Origin of the sequence: Fodinicola feengrottensis (assembly GCF_039530045.1) — a bacterium.
Classification (GTDB): Bacteria; Actinomycetota; Actinomycetes; order Mycobacteriales; family HKI-0501; genus Fodinicola; species Fodinicola feengrottensis.
This window is the reverse complement of record NZ_BAAANY010000037.1, coordinates 99854-115617: the sequence shown is the minus strand read 5'-3', so window position 1 is coordinate 115617 and position 15764 is coordinate 99854. Positions and strand designations below refer to the sequence as shown.

Sequence of the window (15764 nt, the reverse complement as noted above, 5' to 3'; positions counted from 1 at the left end):
CCCGGCCAGCATGGCCCGCCGCCTGGCCAAAGACTCCACCTGGCGGCGGCTGCTCACCGATCCGAGCTCCACCAAGCTCATGGAAGCCGGTCGGGCACGTTATCGACCGTCGATGGCGTTGCAGGAATTCATCGAAGCCCGAGACGTGACGTGTCGTTGGCCTGGGTGTCGCTGTGCTGCCCAGCGTTGCGACAAGGACCACTCCATCCCGTTTCCGGACGGGTGCACCTGCAAGGAAAATCTCCTCTGCCTGTGCCGTTTTCACCACCGGTTGAAAACGCATTCGGATTGGAAAGTCAGACTCGACCCCGACGGCACCTACACCGTCCTGAGCCCCACCGGACGCGTCTACGTCACCGAGCCACCACCGCCCGGAGAAGACGTCGCGCCACCGACCAGAAACGGACGCCGCGGGTCGATTTACCTGAACGACAAGGACGAACCACGCATCAAGCCGCCCCCACCCGAAAAACCAACCACCTGGCCAACCGAACCACCGTTCTAAGGACTGACGGTGGGCGGCGTAGCTCAGGTGGGGCACAGTGGTGCTACGCTACGTCGGTGGAACAGCACCGCATTGTCAGTCGAGAACACCACGTGATCAGCCAGCGGGAGTTGCGGAACGACAACGCGTCCATCATGACTCGCGTCGAGCAGGGTGAATCGTTCGTGGTGACTCGCAACGGTGTGCCGATCGCTGACCTGATTCCCCACCAGCCGCAACGTAAGCGCCGATTCGTGCCGATCGGCGAGATCGCGACGGCGCTGGCCGACATGCCCGAGTGGGACGTGGCGAGCTGGCATCAGGAGCGCGCCGAGCTGGACGAGGTGCTGGACGATGCCGCTGGATCGGCTTCGTTCGACGATGATCCGTGGCAGCACGCGGCCCGCGACACGAACCAGTCGTGAGCGGCTACCAGCACGCCCTGCTGGACACTTCGGTTGTCATCGATTTCCGGCCTGAGCTGGTCAAACGACATGCTGATTTCGGGTCGATCAGCACCATCACGATGGCCGAGCTGGCCTCCGGGCTGCAGTCGAAAGATCCCCTCGCCAACGCTGCCCGCCAGCGCAGATACCAGTGGGCTGACGCGGCCTTCGATCTCATTCCCTACAGCCGGGACGCGGCGCACGCGTACGGCGCACTCTGCGCCCTGGTCCGTGCCACCGGCCGGAATCCGCGTCCACGCCGATTCGATCTCCTCATCGCATCGGTGGCGATGACCTCTCAGCTGCCCTTGTTGACACTCAACCCAGCTGACTTCAGCGGACTGGAAAAGGCCGTCAAAGTGGTGGACGTCAGCCGCTGATCTCGCGGATGCCTTCTTCGTCGACGAAATCGAGATCTACGGCAAGTAGGGGGCGCCGGTGGGGTCGGCGAAGAAGATCGAGGCATTGGGGGCAAGGTCGCGGACCGCGGCCACGCCGGGATCGTCGGACTCGGTTGAGTCCGTGACGATCGCGGCGGCCTCCAAGCCCGGCGCGCCCGACGCCACGGCGGCGGCGACGGCGGCCTGGAGGGCGGTGAGCTTCAGCGAGGGCAGGTCGACGGTGCAGGCCGCGTACGTACGGCCGTCGGTGTCGCGGACCGCGGCGCCCTCGGCGGCACCCGTGCGGGCCCGGGCCGATCGGGCCAGCGTGACGATCTTCGCGTCCTCGGGGTCCAGCTCAGGCACGCGCACTCCTTCTAAGCATCGGCGGATTGGGCGTCGGCGGCTTCCGGATCGGCGGTCCGATCGAGTTGGCGTACGAGCACAGTGTCGACCCGGTTGCGGCGGCCGCCGAAACTTTCGGCAGTCAGTTCCAAGCCGGCGATCTCGGCGGTCGCGCCGGCGATGGGGACCAATCCCAACGCCTGCGCCAAAAGTCCGCCGACGGTCTCCACATCGTCGTCATCGGGCAGCGAGATGTCGAACAATTCTTCCAGGTCTTCCACCGAAAGCCGGGCGCTGACCCGTATGGTCCCGTCGTCGAGATGCTCGATTGGTGGCGACTCCACGTCATATTCGTCGGTGATCTCACCGACGATCTCCTCAAGAATGTCCTCGATGGTGATCAGACCGGCGGTGCCGCCGTATTCGTCGATGACGATCCCGATGTGAATCCGGCGGGCCTGCATTTCCCGCAGCAGGTCGTCGACCGGCTTGGACTCCGGTACGAACTCCGGATCGCGCATCAACTCCGAAAGTGGCGCGTCGACCGGATCGCCGCTGTTCGCGACCCGGGCGAGGTCCTTGAGATAGACCACGCCGACGATGTCGTCGACGCTCTCCCCCAGCACCGGGATCCGGCTGAATCCGCTGCGCAGAGCCAAAGCAAGCGCCTGCCGGATGGTTTTGGTGCGTTCTATCCAGACAATCTCGGTCCGCGGGACCATCACCTCGCGGGCGATGGTGTCGCCGAGCGAGAAGACCGAGTGGATCATGTCCCGCTCTTCGTGCTCCACCACCCCGCGTTGCTCGGCGATGTCGACCAGCTCCCGCAGCTCGACCTGAGTCGCGAACGGGCCTTCACGAAAGCCGCGGCCGGGGGTGACCGCGTTGCCGATCATGATCAGCAGCTGGCTGAGCGGGCCGAGCACCCGGCCGAGCCAGCGCACTGGGCGGGCGGTGATCAGGGCCACCGGGTAGGGGCGCTGGCGGCCGATCGTACGAGGGCCAACGCCGACCAACACGAAACTGACGACTGTCATGGTGCCGGCGGTGACGAGGCCGGCGAGCCAGCCGACACCCCACTCCTGGATCGTCGCGATCGCGACCACGGTGGTGGCGCCCAGCTCGCAGGCCAGCCGGAGCAACAACAGGATGCTGATATGCCGGGCGAACTCCTTGCGGTCCCCGACCAGCGCGAACACCAGGCGGGCGCCGCGTACGCCCTCACGTTCCATCTCGGTGACCCGCGCCGGCGACACCGCGGACAGCGCCGCGTCGATCATCGCGAACAGGCTGGCGAAGACGACCAGGCCGACGGCCAGCGCGACAAGACCCATCTCAGCCGGCCCGGCGAGCCGCCTGCCAGGACGCCAGCAGCCGGTTCTGCAGCGCGAACATCTCCCGCTCCTCCGCTGGCTCGGCGTGGTCGTACCCCAGCAGGTGCAGCACCCCGTGCACGGTCAACAGGTGCAGCTCGTCGGCGGCCGAGTGACCGGCCACCTTGGCCTGCTCGGCGGCGACCTGCGGGCACAGCACGATGTCGCCGAGCAACGCCGGCTGCGCGCCCGGCGAGTCGGCGCCCGGTCCGCGATCGACGTCCAGCTCGTCCATCGGGAAGGCCAGCACGTCGGTCGGGCCCTTCTTGTCCATCCAGCGATGGTTGAGCTCGGCCATGTACTCGGCGTCGACGATCAGCACCGAAAGCTCGGCCATCGGGTTGACGCCCATCTCGTCCAGCGCATAGCGGGCCAGGTCGAGCACCGCCTGGGTGTCGACCTGTTGACCCGACTCGTTGGAGATCTCTATGGACATGTTCGGCAGGTTAACGGCCGCGCCCGGACCGCTGGCCACGGACCCTCGCCGGGGCCGACGAAGTCGCGTGATCGGCGTCCCACTGCCCGTACGCGTCGACAATGTCGGCCACCAACCGGTGCCGCACCACGTCCGCACTGGTCAGCGTCGCGAAATGGATGTCCTCCACGTTTTCCAGGATCTCCCTGACCACCCGCAGGCCGGACATCTGGCCACCGGGCAGGTCGACCTGCGTCACGTCGCCGGTGACCACAATCTTGGAGCCGAACCCCAGCCGGGTGAGGAACATCTTCATCTGTTCCGGCGTGGTGTTCTGCGCCTCGTCCAGAATGATGAACGCGTCATTCAGGCTGCGACCACGCATGTACGCCAGCGGCGCGACCTCAATGGTGCCGGCGGCCATCAGTTTCGGGATGGTCTCCGGGTCCAGCATGTCGTGCAAGGCGTCGTAAAGCGGCCGCAAATACGGGTCGATCTTGTCGAACAGGGTGCCCGGCAGGTAACCCAGCCGCTCGCCGGCCTCGACCGCCGGCCGGGTCAGGATGATCCGGTTGACCTGCTTGGCCTGCAACGCTTGGACGGCCTTGGCCATCGCCAGGTAGGTCTTGCCGGTGCCGGCCGGACCGATCCCGAACACGATCGTGTGGTTGTCGATGGCGTCGACGTAATGCTTCTGGTTGAGCGTCTTGGGCCGGATCGTACGACCACGCCGGGACAGGATGCTGAGCGTGAGGACCTCGGCGGGGCGCTCGCTCGTACCAGCGTCGAGCATGCCGGCGGCCGTCCGCACGGTGTCGGGGGTGAGCTCCTCGCCGCGCTCAAGGACGGTCAGCAACTCGCCGATCAGGCGCTCCGCATACGCGTTGTCGGCCGGCTCGCCGGTCAGCGTGATCTCGTTGCCACGGACGTGCACGTCGGCCTTCACGTGCTGCTCGACCGCCTTGAGGACCTCGTCGCGGGACCCCAACAAGCTCACCATCCGATGAGTGTCGGGCACGACGATCCGGGTCTTGGCCTCGGTGCCGTCCGCGGGCTGGGGCGCCTGGGATGCCTGAGCTTTCTCGGATATCTGAGTTTTCTGGGATATCTGGGCCATGGGCTGCCGCAACGGGCCTGGTCTCGCCTGCCTTCTGTCTCTGGGTCCGGTCTGCTGTGGAGTCCCCATTCTACCGCTGGCGACCGACAGCCCGCCGGCATTATTTGGCTCAGAAAGTCTGCTGGTCCCGGGTGACCCGGTAGGTCGCCCAGTTCATTCGTACGACCTTGCCGTCGTCGCCCCTGGTGAGGCGCAGGTGCTCACCGGCCTCGCGGCCCGAGACCGTGCGGTAGAGGTCGGCGGTGAGCCGCTCGAAGATCGCCGGCGGGATCTGCTTGGGCTGGCCGGCGGCCCGCCCTTCCAGCTTGCCGTCCTTCCAGCTGAAGGTGAACTGGGTGCCCTCGGTCCACCAATGTCCGAGCACGCTGACGATCTCGTCCGGCGGCGCCTCGCCGGGCACCCACGGCTGGATCTGCGGCTCGTCCAGCTCGGCGGAGAGCTCCAGCAGCTTGTGCGGTACCGCGGCGATCTGCCCGGCCGTACCGGACGCCCCGAGGACCGCCGCGCCGACGCCGGACGCCCGGTCGCAGAAGACGCCGGCGATGAAGCCCGGCATCCCACCGGTGTGGCCGACGTGTACGACCCGGTCGCCGCGCGGGACGACCATCAGGCCGAGACCGAGGGCGAGTTTCCAGTCCATCTCGTCGGTCACCATCAGCGGGTGCACCATCTCGTCCACAGTGGACCCGGCCAGCACTTTCTCGTCCGGTTTGGCCAGGAACGCGGCCCAGGTGGCCATGTCCGCGGCCGTGCTCCACAGCTGCGCCGCCGGCCCAACACCGCCGAAATCCAGGCCGGTCTCGGGTCGTACGCGCTCGCTGAAGGCGTCGACGAGGTAGCCCTGCGCAACCGGGCCCTGCTGGGTCACCGTCGTACGGGTCAGGCCGAGCGGGCGGATCAACCGGTCGACGACCAGTTCCTCCCAAGTGCTGCCGGCGAGCCGGGCCACCAGGTGGCCGAGGATCGCGAAGCCGAGGTTGGAGTAGTGGAAACGGCGCGAAGTCGGCAGCACCGACTCGATGTGCGTCAGGTCGGCGAGCAGCTTGCCGCTGTCCGGTACGTCCAGGGTGTCCCACACGTCGCCGTACGGCTCGCGGGCGAGGCCTGAGCTGTGTGACAGCAGCCGCCGGATAGTCAGGTCGCCATGGCGCGGCACGTCCAGGTGCTGGGCGACCGTGTCGTCCAGGTCGAGCAGGCCGGCGTCGCGGGCCTGCATCACCAGCACGGCGGTGAAAGTCTTGGTCACCGAGCCGATCCGGTACTGCGCGTCGGTGCCCTTGGCCAGCTCCGGCCCGGCCACCTCCAGGGTCCAGAGCGGGCGGTCCTGGCGGGCCAGCGCCGCCGACACCGACGGCACCCGGTGGTCCCGCTGCAACAGCCGCACCTCGCGCTCGTACGCGCTGGTAGCCGCCTTGGGGTGGTCGCTTTTCTCCGTCACTGGGGTCCCGTCGGTCATCCGGGCGGCCACTGGAATCCGCGGCCGCCGAGCAGGTGCAAGTGGGCATGGAAGACCGTCTGGCCAGCGCTTTCCCCGGTGTTGAAGACCAACCGATAGCCATCGCCGAGGCCTTCGGACGCGGCGACCTCGACCGCACCCGCGAATAGGTCCGCGAGCAGCGTGGGATCGTCGGCCAGCACCGCGGCGGCATTCGGGAGATGCCGCTTGGGGATGACGAGAACGTGCGTTGGCGCCTGCGGGTTGACATCCCGAAACGCCAGCGTCCGCGCTTCGTCACGCACGACCGTGGCCGGGATTTCCCCGGCCACGATTCGGCAGAACAAGCAGTCTTCTGACATGCCGAAGATCCTACGTACTCTCCCCGCTGCGCGTTCGTGTCGGCCCAATCAGGCCGTTCTCGACGTTGGTGGCGATGCGATGCCGTAGCTCGGGCGAGAGATGGGCAAGCGCCTCGTACGGATCCTCGAGGCCCATCGGGAACGGATAGTCGCTGCCCAGCAGGAGGTGGTCCGCCCCGAAGGTCGCCAGCGCGAGGTCGACGACCGCCGGGCTGTGCGCGAGGCAGTCGCTCCAGAGCTGGCGGACGGTGATGGCGGGGTCCGCGATGCCCGGCGCGATGCCCGGTCGATGGGTGGCGACGCCGCGCGACCACCGGCCGACGACCGCTGGTACGACGCCACCGCCGTGCACCAGGATGATCTTGAGGTCCGGGTGCCGGGTGAGAACGCCGCCGAGCACGAGTTCGGCGGTCGCGAGTCCGGTCTCGACCGGGTTTCCCAACAAGTTCGACAGGTAGTGCAGGTCCATCCGCGAGTCGGGCGACTCACCGGGGTGCAGCAGGAGGGGTTTGCGCAGCGCGCTCAGCGCGGACCACAGGGGTTCCAGCGCCGGGTCGTCGAGGGCGACCGAGCCGCCGCCCGCCGATGCGGTCCAGCCCACCGAGTCGTCGATGTCCTCGACCAGCTCGAGAGCGACCCGCGGCCGGTCGAATGGCAAGTACGTCAACCGGTCGAGCGTCTGCTGGCCGTCCAGGCGGGCGCGCAGGCCGTCGTCCAAGGCCCGTACCCAGCTGCGGCTCTGCTCAGATTCCAAGCACTGTCGGTAAAAGGGTGGCGGCGCCGACACCCATGCCCGGTCCACGCCATTCTCCACCAGGTGCCCGGCGAGTCGCTCAGCGTCGTACAGCCCGGGGGCGCCGACCCGGTGGCCGTCCACGACGAGCCGGCCATCGCCGGCTTCCTCGACTCCTTCGGTCGTACCCGGCAAAATGGGCGCCAAGTGAGTGTGGACATCGGTGCTAGCCATCTGCGGACCTCCCCAGGAGCACCCGGACACGGTCGAGCTTCGCACCGGCCGTCACCAGGCCCGGGCGCTGCCGGGCCGCCCGCAAATCCCGCAGCTGAGCCAAAGTCTCGATGACATCCGCCAGCGGCGGCCCGCTGGCCGTCATGTCCGACTGACGTTCTTCGGAGACGTTGGCCGCCGGCTCCTGCAAATACGGGATCACCAGTTTCTGATGGTGAAAGACCGTCGCGGCGCCGTGTTGCTTGCAGGCGCTCAGAAACAGCTCGGCATTCTCTCGCAGCGGTGGATTCACCGGCCCAGCCTCCAGCTCACGGACAAGCAGATCCAGCAGTGACTCGGTGGTCACGAGCGCGCGGAGCGCGATCTGGTCCTCAGGGGCGAGGTATGGGTATTTGTCGGCGAGCACCCACTGGTAGAACGAGTCGTGCGGCGAACACAGCCCGAGCAACACGTCGATCGCGTTGACAGCGGCGAAATCTCCGGCGTTCGCACCCCGGAACTCGCGGGCGCCGACGCGATAGCTCTTGAAATACGGCCGAATGTTGTAGAAGAAGCGGTCGCGGTCGAGCTCGTCCGCGAGCAGCTGGTGATAGTGCACCACGTCCCGCAGCGCTGCCACCGCGTCCGCGAAATGGTAGGTGGCCAACGGATTCGAGACGCCCAGCGTGGGAATGCTGAGCAGCGCGTGCGCGGCGCGGCGGTACGCCATCACGGCCAACCCGTTGTACGTCAGGAAAATGCGCTCGCTGTCCAACGTGGTGAAACGGTAGAACACCCCGGCGACCGCCCGGTTGTGGATATGCTGGTGGGCGGACGAAAACCGGGGCGCCACTTCCAGCGACGCGGCCAATGCCTGTGCGAGCGGCGCGAACTGTGCCTGGTCGGGCTCCACTTCGTGCCGGCGGCAAGCGCCGAGATAAAAGCCAACCATCCCCAACAGCTCATAACGAGCACCGGCGTCCGGCGGCAGCTCCCGATGCTCGGTGACCTCGCTGATCAGGGATCCACCGTCCCGTACGAGGCGCCGGGTCAGCGCGTCAACATCAGCGCGGCCGTCGAGAATGATCGCCTTCGCACCGAAGTAGATCTCCTCCAGCTCGGTGTTGAGCACGGTGAACTCGCCGCGGATCCACTGTTCGAGGTCGTTGATCGAGGCGACGAGACTCATCGCGTCAGCCGGTTCGCCAGGGTGCCCAGACCGCGGACGCGGGTCACCACCAGGTCGCCCTCAGCAAGGAAAACCTGCGGGTCACGGGCATTTCCGATGCCGCTGGGCGTGCCGGTGAGCAGCACGTCCCCGGCTCGCAGGGTCATGCCGCGGCTCAGTTCGGCGATGAGTCGCTCGAAGCGGAAGGCCATTTGTTTTGTTGACGCGTCTTGTCGCAGCTCGCCGTTGATCTCGCATTGGATTTGCAAGCCGTACGGGTCGTCGATCTCGTCGGTGGTGGTGATCCACGGCCCGAGCGGCATGGTCGCGTCGATGCTTTTGCCTTTGAGCCACTGACCGCCGTGGGCACGTTGCAGGTCGCGCTGCGACACGTCGTTGGCGACACAGAACCCGAAAACGTGCTCCCAGGCCTGTTCTTCGGGAATATCACGTCCGTCGCGGCCGATGACGAGCACGACTTCGGCTTCGTAGTCCCATTTCGCCGACAGGTCCGGGTCGTACGCGATGTCGTCGGCGGGGCCGATGACGGTGTCCGGGCCTTTGGTGAAGAAAGTCGGGTGCTTCGGCGCCTCGGCCGGATCCTGGCCTTCTCGTTTGCCCTTGGATTCCTCGAAATGGTCCCAGTAGTTCCAGCCGGTGCACAGGATGTCCCGGTTGAAGCGGCTCAGTGGCGCTGCCAGCCGGATGCCCGCCAGCGCGATCGTCGGCGCCTGCGCGGCCGCGTCGCGTACGGATTCCAGGGTGCCGCTGCGGACGACGTCATCGAGAGATCCTGGGAGCAACGCGATTTCGGTGTCATCGGACGTGATCGCGCCGAGCCGCCGTTCGCCGTCGACGATCGCGGTGGCAAGTTTCATGACAGCACTCCGATGGCGTTGATCTCGATGAGATATTCCTCTTTCACGAACCTGGACACCTCGACCATGGTCGAAGCCGGTGCGACGCCGGTAAAGTACTGGCGTCGTACGGCATGGATGGCGTCGAAGTCGTTCATGTCTCGTACGTACACATCGACCCGGGCGATGTCCTCCAGCGTGCCGCCAGCGGCTTGAATGGCGGCTCGCAGGTTTTGGCACACCTGATGGGTTTGCGCGGTGATGTCACCGACGCCGGTGATGCCGCCCTCGGTGTTGCGGGCGGTCATTCCGGAGATGAACACCAACCGGCCGGGTCCGGCGACGGTGGCCTGCGCGAAATGCCCGTTCGGGACAGCCAGCTGGTCGGACACGATTTCGTTCTTCGGCATGATTTCCTCAGCGGGCGTCGGCGGAACTGGAATACCAGTCGGGCTGGGTCGGATAGTGCGGGCCGTCGTAGATCTCCAGCAGCACGGTCTCCTCGTCCGCGCGGGTGGGACCGTGCAGACTTCCCTTCGGATTCCAGTAGAACGAGCTCTCGGTCAACGTCAGACCGGTCGGCACGTACGTGTAGCGACCACGCAGGCAGAACATGAACTGGTTCGACGCGTGCGAATGCCTGGACGGAATCCCCGCACCCGGTTGGAACCGAACCAACGCGATGGAGGCACCGGAGGTATCGTCCCGCCACAGCATCTTGTGAGACAGGCCGGCCAGGGTCTTGTCCACCCAGTTCAGATCCTTGGTGTGCAACAGAATTTCCCGGAAGCGACCAAGAACCTCGCCGTTCGGCCCGGCCTCGGTGTGCTCGCGAGAGCGGTCCGGTGCTTCGCCCGAGTATGCGGCAGGTTCGGACACGTTGGCGGCCCACTCGTCGTCGCCGATCCCGTCCGGTTTCGGTGTCACGAAAGTCATCGCCGCTCCCCCAGATATTTCAGCTCGACCAGCCGGCCGACGCCCTCGGTGAGTTCGCTTGGCTCGTACGACACTTCACCGCCAGCGAGTCCGATCCACACGTACGCCGCGCTGTCCGGCGACAGCGCCAGCCGCTCACCAGGTCCCAGTTCGACGCTGTACGCCCGAACTTCCTCGTTCTCGAAGACCACCGGCAGCCCGGAAAGTGGAGCTCCGGGCGATCCGGTCGTCGAGTCGCCCACCGCTTCCTCACCGAGGTCCTTCAGCTCGACGAGCCGGTTGCGGTACGACCGGTCGCCATCGTTGGTGAGCATGTGCACCGGCGATGGTGGCCGGAAAATGACCCCACCCACGGTTTCTTCGAGAAAGCGGGCCGGATCGCCATTGAGCCAGTCCATATGGCACGGCGAGGATTCCAGGTTCGCCACGAGATAGGGGTTGTGGTGCAGATGCCACGGCTGCGTCTGGCCGGGTTCCAGCGCCACTTCCCAGATCCGGATCCGCGAGTTGTCCAACAGGATGGTTTGCCCGATCTCGCCGAGCACGACTTTCTCGCCACTGGGCGATTCCACGATCTGGCCGGCGGTCATCGGGTCGCTCCTTGCGTTATCTGGACGTAAATGTCACGGACCGGATCTTTGGTCTCGTCGGTCGGGTCAATCGGTACGATCGCCGCCACGTGGCCGTCGGGCCGTACCAACACAGCGGTGTCGGGAAGGACACCGATCCGGTGGGTGGCACGCTCTCCCGGATCGAACAACGCGCGGTCTCGCAGGCCGGAGTCCAATGGCGCGTCCCAGCGGCTCACCAAATGGCGGCTGAGGCCGGGAACCTCGGCGGTGGGAATCCGCGGGCGGCGGCGTACATCGGTGAAATAGAAAGCGACGAACGAGTCGCGAGTCAGATCATGCAGCCAGACCTGGCCGCGCGGACCGAAAACCGGTACGTCCGGCAGCCGGTCGCCGGTGCCGACCGGCTGCGGCGCGTCGCCGGAAGCGATCATCGACCAGTCGCCACGGCCATCCACATCCAGCCGTACGCCCAACAACGACCGGGTCACCGCCACCCCCCAACGCCCACCGGCCATCGCCGACACCTCGCTGGACCGCCGGTCCATGTACGCCCGGGCCGCCTCGGCCATCTCCCCCGACCCGCGGATCGCCACCGGCGACTGCTCCCGCTCGTACCCGTCCAACAGCCGCTGATCCGCCCAGCCGCGCAACACCCAGGCGAGGCGCCACGGCAGATTCGACGCATCCAGCACCCCGGTATTGAGTCCAAGCGCCCACATCGGGGTAATCAGATGAGCGGCGTCGCCCATCAGGAAAATTCGGCCGTCTCGCCACCGGTTGGCGACCCGCTGGTGGACCGGATAGACATTGGTGCCCAACACTCGCAGACCGTCGACATCACCGATAAACCGCTGGGCCTTCGCCGTCAGCTCCGCCCGGTCGGGCTCGGGTTGTCCGGGTTCCAACGGATAGAGAAACCGCCAGCAGTGCGGCTGCCTGACCAGGATCATCCATTCCCGCGGATCACCGAAATAGGCCAGATACGGGTAGTCCCGCGGATTGGCCTCATCCAGGTCGACCTCAAGGTCCACGAGCATGTATCGCTGCGCCAGGGTGTGTCCCTCGACCGCGATGCCGAGCGCCTCCCGCAGTTGCGAACGACCACCGTCGCAGGCGAGCAAATAGCTGCCGCGTACCGTCTTGGCGCCCTCTGGCGACTCGACCGTGACGTCGATGTGGTCCGCGCTCTGGGAAAATCCGGTCACCCGGTGTCCCATGTGGACGCTCCCAGGTGCGACCTGCTCCAGCCGGTCCCGCAACACCGGTTCCAAATGGTGCTGGGGAATGTTGATGACAAAGGGAAACCGGGTGTCGCCGGCGAGTGCGCCGGTGTACACGCTGGCTCTGGCCGTCCCGGTGGCGCGGTCGATGTCGCCGATCTCGTCGATCCGCAGCGAAGCGGCGAGCACGTCCTGCGCGGCGCCGTACCGGTCGAGGACCTCGACCGTACGGGTGAGAACTGTGCCGGCCTTGGTGTCCAACGACAGTTGGTCATCTTCCTCGAAAACAGCCACTTCGATCCCGTAATGGACCAAGCCGAGCGCGGTGATCAGGCCGACCGGGCCGCCGCCGGCGACGATCACCGGATTCTGAGGCATCCGACTCACTCCTTCGGGTAGGCACGGTCACGGGTGAGGGTGGAACCGGTCATGGTGGCGGCGTCCGACAGCAGGAAAAGCAGCGGCCCCACGACATCTTCAGGCGTACCGATTCCGGTGGTGGCAGCCCAATGCGCGCGCTCGGGCCCGTCCGGGTTGGCGGCCCGAAACTGCGGGGTGTCGATCACGCCGGGAAACACCGTGTTGACCCGGATCCGGTGCTGCGCCACCTCGGCCGCCAACGATTTGGCAAACGAGATCAGCGCGCCTTTGCTGGCCGCGTACGCCGAAGCCTGCGCCCGGCCCAGGTGCGCCAATCCCGACGCGAACACCAAAATCGAGCCGCGGCGCTGCTCGATCATGTGCGGCAGCGCAGCCTGGCAGGCCCACACGACTCCGTCCAAGTTGATGGCGAGCGTGCGCCGCCATTGCGCGGGATCCATGTCGGCCACCTCGGTACGCGGCTGAACCGCGGCGGCGCACACCAGGGCGTCGACGCGGCCATGTTCGGCGACTATTGCCTCGATCGCGGCGAATACGGCATCGCGATCCGAGACGTCGACCTGATACTGCGAAAGGCCGTCGATGTCGGGGCTCCGCACGATATCCAGGATCGCGGTGTTTCCGCCGGCCTCGACAAACCCGCGGGCGAGCGCCGCGCCGATGCCGTTCGCGCCGCCAGTGACCACGAGAACCTCGCCAGTGGCGTCAAAACTTGTCTTCATCGACTGGCTCCGTTCTGGACGCTCTCAGCTGTTTCGCGCAGTGCCGCGAGAACGCTGCCGCTGATCCGAATGCCCGACTCAGCGGTGGCCTCGGCGCGCTCGTACTCGACCTGGCCGGGCAGGAAGACCCGGTCCGTGCCGGGTCTGGTGGGCGACCCGACGACTTCGTCAGCCAGCCGACGCACATTGCGGCCGAAATCCGCGGCTGGACCGAAAGCCGCCGGATTGATCGCCAGGAAGAAATGCGCGCAGTCGTTGGGCACCGCGGTGTTGGCGTACAAACCACGTACGTCACTGCCAAAGGCACCGCCGGACAGGACACCGGTGAGTACGTCGACGATCAACGCGAGGCCGTACCCTTTCGGGCCGCCGGTCGGCAACAGCATCCCGGCCAGCGCGGCCACCGGATCCGTGGTCGGTGCACCGGTGGAGTCGGTCGCCCAGGTGGCCGGGATCTCCCGGCTTTCCTGCCCGGCCAGCCGGATCTTTCCCAACGCCGCCTCAGAAAGCGCCATGTCGAGCACGATGGGCGGGGAGTCCGGCAGCGGTACCGCGACGGCCAGCGGGTTGTTACCCACGACCGGTCGCGCACCGCCCGGCGCCGGCATCAGCGGCCGGGTGTTCGCCGCCGCCAGACCCACATACCCGGCGTCGGCCGCCGCTTTCGCGTACCGGAAGGCGGCGCCGAAGTGGAACGCGTGCCGTACGACGACCGCGCCGATCCCGAAGTCGTGCGCCTTCTCGATCGCCATCCGCATCGCCTGGTCGCCGCTGAGTTGACCGAGCCCGTGCCGGGCGGCCACCGCAGCAAAATCCTGGACCACCTCGGCGAATTCGGAGCGGCTCACCGAGCCGCTCCGAATGCGCTCCACGTACATGGGCACCAGCAGCGCGCCATGCGAGGCCACGCCCCGAAGATCCGCGTCGACCAACGACTGGGCAACGGTCCGCGCGGCCGCCGGCGAATAGCCGAGGGCGCCAAAGATCTTCTCGATTTCGCTGGTCAGCCGGGCCGCGGTCACCACCGCGGACTCGGTCACAGTCGGCTTGGTCATGCCAGCAACGCTAAGCGCGCACCGACCCACCCGATATCCCGACAACGCTGGTTCTGTCCGGATCCCGCATCCCGTGCGCACCGCTGGTTATGGGAGGTTCTGGTGGCGTTCGAGCTCCGCCGTCAGCAGGTTCTTGTCGCCTTGAGTGCGGCGGCGCACCACCGCGTAAATGGCCAACAGCAGGACAAAGAACGGGATCCCGAATTTCCAGGCCGGGTCCAGGCCCGGCACGAAGAACGTGGACAGCAGCACCGCCGTCAGGAACACCGCGGCCACTCCTGAGGTCACCGGGGCACCCAGCAGCCGGACCGGCGAGTCCGGCAGTCCGAGTTTGGTACGCCGAAGCCGAAAGACGAAATGGGTGACCAGGATCAGAATCCAGACCACGATCGCGGCGAACAGCGCGACCCCGAAAATCACCAGATATGCTTGCGAATTCTGTCGTACGGACAGCAGGGTCGCGGCGGCCATGCCCAGCGCCGACAGCACCAGCGCGTTTCGCGGGACACCGCGCCTGGTCAGTCTTCCGGTCCAACGGGGAGCGAGTCTGTGCAGCGCGAGCGAATGCATCATCCGAGTCGTCACGTACAGATTCGTGTTCGCACTGGACAACGCGGCGGTGATCACCACGAAGTTCATGATGCCGGCGGCGGCCGGAATATTCGCGGCGGCGAAGACTCTCACGAATGGGCTGGAACCCAACGTGCCACCTTGGGCCGCCACTGTCCACGGTGCCACCGTGACGATGACCAGGATGGCCAGGACGTAGAACAATCCCATCCGCAGGACCATTTGCCGGGCAGCCTTGGGGATGTCGTGGCGCGGGTTTTTCGACTCGGCCGCGGTCACCGAGACCACCTCGGTGCCGATGTAGCTGAACAGCGCGAAGACCATGGCCAGGCCGAGACCACTGACACCGTTGGGAAAGAATCCACCATGCGAGGTCAGGTTGGACAGGCCGTGCGCGGGTTGACCCGGCAGACCAAAGAAGATCAGGACCACTCCGAGGATCACGAAAACAGCGATCGCGGTGACCTTGATCATGGAGAACCAGTATTCGAGCGTACCGAAAATGCTCACCATCGAGGCGTTGACGCCGAGAATGACGACCGAGAACGCCACCACTGGAATCCAGAGCGGAACCTGCGGCCACCAGAACTGGATGTAGATGCCGGCCGCGACCACTTCGCCGCCGATGGCGATGACCTGGCCGAACCAATACGTCCAACGGATGACGAAACCAGCCCAGGCGCCAACGTACGAGTGCGCGATGGTGCCGAACGCGCCGGCGTCGGGATGCACCACCACCATTTCGGCCAGCGCCCAGGAAATGACCAGCGCGATCAGTCCACAGAGGACGTACGCGATGACGGCCGATGGGCCGGCGTGGCTGATCGCGAGCGTCGATCCAAGGAACAAGCCGGTGCCGATAGCGCCGCCAATGCCGATCATGGTGAGCTGGCGGGACGTGAGACGTCGATGCAGCGCCGCCGGATCTTTCGGTGAATCCTCAAGCGATTCCTGAGCCACTCCGGTGACCTCCATGGCCG

General features: G+C 66.5%; 19 protein-coding genes. 3 read left to right on the top strand and 16 right to left on the bottom strand.

The features are described from left to right. From ABD301_RS35575 to ABD301_RS35565, 3 genes are all read left to right on the top strand, one after another. The coding region (locus tag ABD301_RS35575) for an HNH endonuclease signature motif containing protein (RefSeq protein ID WP_486320506.1) at positions 1-505 on the top strand (505 nt) is incomplete at its 5' end. Positions 506-561: 56 nt separating this feature from the next. Further along, positions 562-909 carry a type II toxin-antitoxin system Phd/YefM family antitoxin gene (locus tag ABD301_RS35570; protein WP_344314560.1) on the top strand — a complete coding sequence of 116 codons (348 nt, stop codon included), beginning with the start codon at positions 562-564 and terminating at the stop codon, positions 907-909. Continuing rightward, on the top strand, positions 906-1310 hold the full coding sequence (locus ABD301_RS35565; protein WP_344314559.1) for a PIN domain-containing protein: 405 nt from the start codon (positions 906-908) through the stop codon (positions 1308-1310). The genes ABD301_RS35570 and ABD301_RS35565 overlap by 4 nt, the downstream gene beginning before the upstream one ends. Before the next feature lie 36 nt (positions 1311-1346). On the opposite strand, the gene ABD301_RS35560 is transcribed toward ABD301_RS35565, so the two are convergent. The 16 genes from ABD301_RS35560 to ABD301_RS35485 form a co-directional block, all read right to left on the bottom strand. Then, positions 1347-1676, bottom strand: coding sequence for a cytidine deaminase (locus tag ABD301_RS35560; protein ID WP_344314558.1), 330 nt, complete (start codon positions 1674-1676; stop codon positions 1347-1349). 11 nt (positions 1677-1687) lie between these two features. Beyond that, positions 1688-2989, bottom strand: a complete 1302-nt coding sequence (locus ABD301_RS35555) for a hemolysin family protein (protein ID WP_344314557.1) — start codon at positions 2987-2989, stop codon at positions 1688-1690. Position 2990: 1 nt separating this feature from the next. Further along, positions 2991-3464, bottom strand: a complete 474-nt coding sequence (gene ybeY / locus ABD301_RS35550) for an rRNA maturation RNase YbeY (protein ID WP_344314556.1) — start codon at positions 3462-3464, stop codon at positions 2991-2993. A 10-nt stretch (positions 3465-3474) separates the two neighbouring features. Continuing rightward, positions 3475-4560, bottom strand: a complete 1086-nt coding sequence (locus ABD301_RS35545; protein ID WP_425552012.1) for a PhoH family protein — start codon at positions 4558-4560, stop codon at positions 3475-3477. A gap of 109 nt (positions 4561-4669) precedes the next feature. Then, positions 4670-6016, bottom strand: a complete 1347-nt coding sequence (locus tag ABD301_RS35540; protein ID WP_344314555.1) for a serine hydrolase domain-containing protein — start codon at positions 6014-6016, stop codon at positions 4670-4672. After that, positions 6013-6357 carry a histidine triad nucleotide-binding protein gene (locus ABD301_RS35535; RefSeq protein WP_163573602.1) on the bottom strand — a complete coding sequence of 115 codons (345 nt, stop codon included), beginning with the start codon at positions 6355-6357 and terminating at the stop codon, positions 6013-6015. Before ABD301_RS35535 ends, ABD301_RS35540 begins: the two co-directional genes overlap by 4 nt. Positions 6358-6367: 10 nt before the next feature. Continuing rightward, positions 6368-7324 (bottom strand): amidohydrolase family protein, encoded by a 957-nt coding sequence (locus tag ABD301_RS35530; protein ID WP_163573601.1) that lies wholly within the window; start codon positions 7322-7324, stop codon positions 6368-6370. Beyond that, entirely contained in the window at positions 7317-8492 is a 1176-nt protein-coding gene (locus tag ABD301_RS35525) for a monodechloroaminopyrrolnitrin synthase PrnB family protein (protein WP_344314554.1), read from the bottom strand. Before ABD301_RS35525 ends, ABD301_RS35530 begins: the two co-directional genes overlap by 8 nt. Further along, positions 8489-9349 (bottom strand): fumarylacetoacetate hydrolase family protein, encoded by an 861-nt coding sequence (locus ABD301_RS35520; protein WP_344314553.1) that lies wholly within the window; start codon positions 9347-9349, stop codon positions 8489-8491. The genes ABD301_RS35525 and ABD301_RS35520 overlap by 4 nt, the downstream gene beginning before the upstream one ends. After that, positions 9346-9738, bottom strand: coding sequence for a RidA family protein (locus tag ABD301_RS35515; RefSeq protein WP_344314552.1), 393 nt, complete (start codon positions 9736-9738; stop codon positions 9346-9348). Before ABD301_RS35515 ends, ABD301_RS35520 begins: the two co-directional genes overlap by 4 nt. 7 nt (positions 9739-9745) lie before the next feature. After that, positions 9746-10264, bottom strand: coding sequence for a cupin domain-containing protein (locus tag ABD301_RS35510; protein ID WP_344314551.1), 519 nt, complete (start codon positions 10262-10264; stop codon positions 9746-9748). Continuing rightward, positions 10261-10854, bottom strand: a complete 594-nt coding sequence (locus ABD301_RS35505) for a cupin domain-containing protein (protein WP_344314550.1) — start codon at positions 10852-10854, stop codon at positions 10261-10263. The genes ABD301_RS35510 and ABD301_RS35505 overlap by 4 nt, the downstream gene beginning before the upstream one ends. Next, on the bottom strand, positions 10851-12434 hold the full coding sequence (locus ABD301_RS35500; protein ID WP_344314549.1) for an FAD-dependent monooxygenase: 1584 nt from the start codon (positions 12432-12434) through the stop codon (positions 10851-10853). Before ABD301_RS35500 ends, ABD301_RS35505 begins: the two co-directional genes overlap by 4 nt. Before the next feature lie 5 nt (positions 12435-12439). Further along, positions 12440-13159, bottom strand: a complete 720-nt coding sequence (locus ABD301_RS35495; protein WP_163573597.1) for an SDR family NAD(P)-dependent oxidoreductase — start codon at positions 13157-13159, stop codon at positions 12440-12442. Continuing rightward, positions 13156-14214 carry an Ldh family oxidoreductase gene (locus ABD301_RS35490; RefSeq protein WP_163573596.1) on the bottom strand — a complete coding sequence of 353 codons (1059 nt, stop codon included), beginning with the start codon at positions 14212-14214 and terminating at the stop codon, positions 13156-13158. The genes ABD301_RS35495 and ABD301_RS35490 overlap by 4 nt, the downstream gene beginning before the upstream one ends. Before the next feature lie 87 nt (positions 14215-14301). Beyond that, a complete protein-coding gene (locus ABD301_RS35485) occupies positions 14302-15759 on the bottom strand; it encodes an amino acid permease (RefSeq protein ID WP_344314548.1) in 1458 nt (485 codons plus the stop codon). Between the last annotated feature and the right edge of the window lie 5 nt (positions 15760-15764).

Coding starts and splice junctions, on each gene's coding strand:
- ABD301_RS35555 (WP_344314557.1), bottom strand. CDS start 2,989: ATGGGTCTTGTCGCGCTGGCCGTCGGCCTGGTCGTCTTCGCCAGCCTG.
- ybeY (WP_344314556.1), bottom strand. CDS start 3,464: ATGTCCATAGAGATCTCCAACGAGTCGGGTCAACAGGTCGACACCCAG.
- ABD301_RS35545 (WP_425552012.1), bottom strand. CDS start 4,560: ATGGCCCAGATATCCCAGAAAACTCAGATATCCGAGAAAGCTCAGGCA.
- ABD301_RS35540 (WP_344314555.1), bottom strand. CDS start 6,016: ATGACCGACGGGACCCCAGTGACGGAGAAAAGCGACCACCCCAAGGCG.
- ABD301_RS35535 (WP_163573602.1), bottom strand. CDS start 6,357: ATGTCAGAAGACTGCTTGTTCTGCCGAATCGTGGCCGGGGAAATCCCG.
- ABD301_RS35530 (WP_163573601.1), bottom strand. CDS start 7,324: ATGGCTAGCACCGATGTCCACACTCACTTGGCGCCCATTTTGCCGGGT.
- ABD301_RS35525 (WP_344314554.1), bottom strand. CDS start 8,492: ATGAGTCTCGTCGCCTCGATCAACGACCTCGAACAGTGGATCCGCGGC.
- ABD301_RS35520 (WP_344314553.1), bottom strand. CDS start 9,349: ATGAAACTTGCCACCGCGATCGTCGACGGCGAACGGCGGCTCGGCGCG.
- ABD301_RS35515 (WP_344314552.1), bottom strand. CDS start 9,738: ATGCCGAAGAACGAAATCGTGTCCGACCAGCTGGCTGTCCCGAACGGG.
- ABD301_RS35510 (WP_344314551.1), bottom strand. CDS start 10,264: ATGACTTTCGTGACACCGAAACCGGACGGGATCGGCGACGACGAGTGG.
- ABD301_RS35505 (WP_344314550.1), bottom strand. CDS start 10,854: ATGACCGCCGGCCAGATCGTGGAATCGCCCAGTGGCGAGAAAGTCGTG.
- ABD301_RS35500 (WP_344314549.1), bottom strand. CDS start 12,434: ATGCCTCAGAATCCGGTGATCGTCGCCGGCGGCGGCCCGGTCGGCCTG.
- ABD301_RS35495 (WP_163573597.1), bottom strand. CDS start 13,159: ATGAAGACAAGTTTTGACGCCACTGGCGAGGTTCTCGTGGTCACTGGC.
- ABD301_RS35490 (WP_163573596.1), bottom strand. CDS start 14,214: ATGACCAAGCCGACTGTGACCGAGTCCGCGGTGGTGACCGCGGCCCGG.
- ABD301_RS35485 (WP_344314548.1), bottom strand. CDS start 15,759: ATGGAGGTCACCGGAGTGGCTCAGGAATCGCTTGAGGATTCACCGAAA.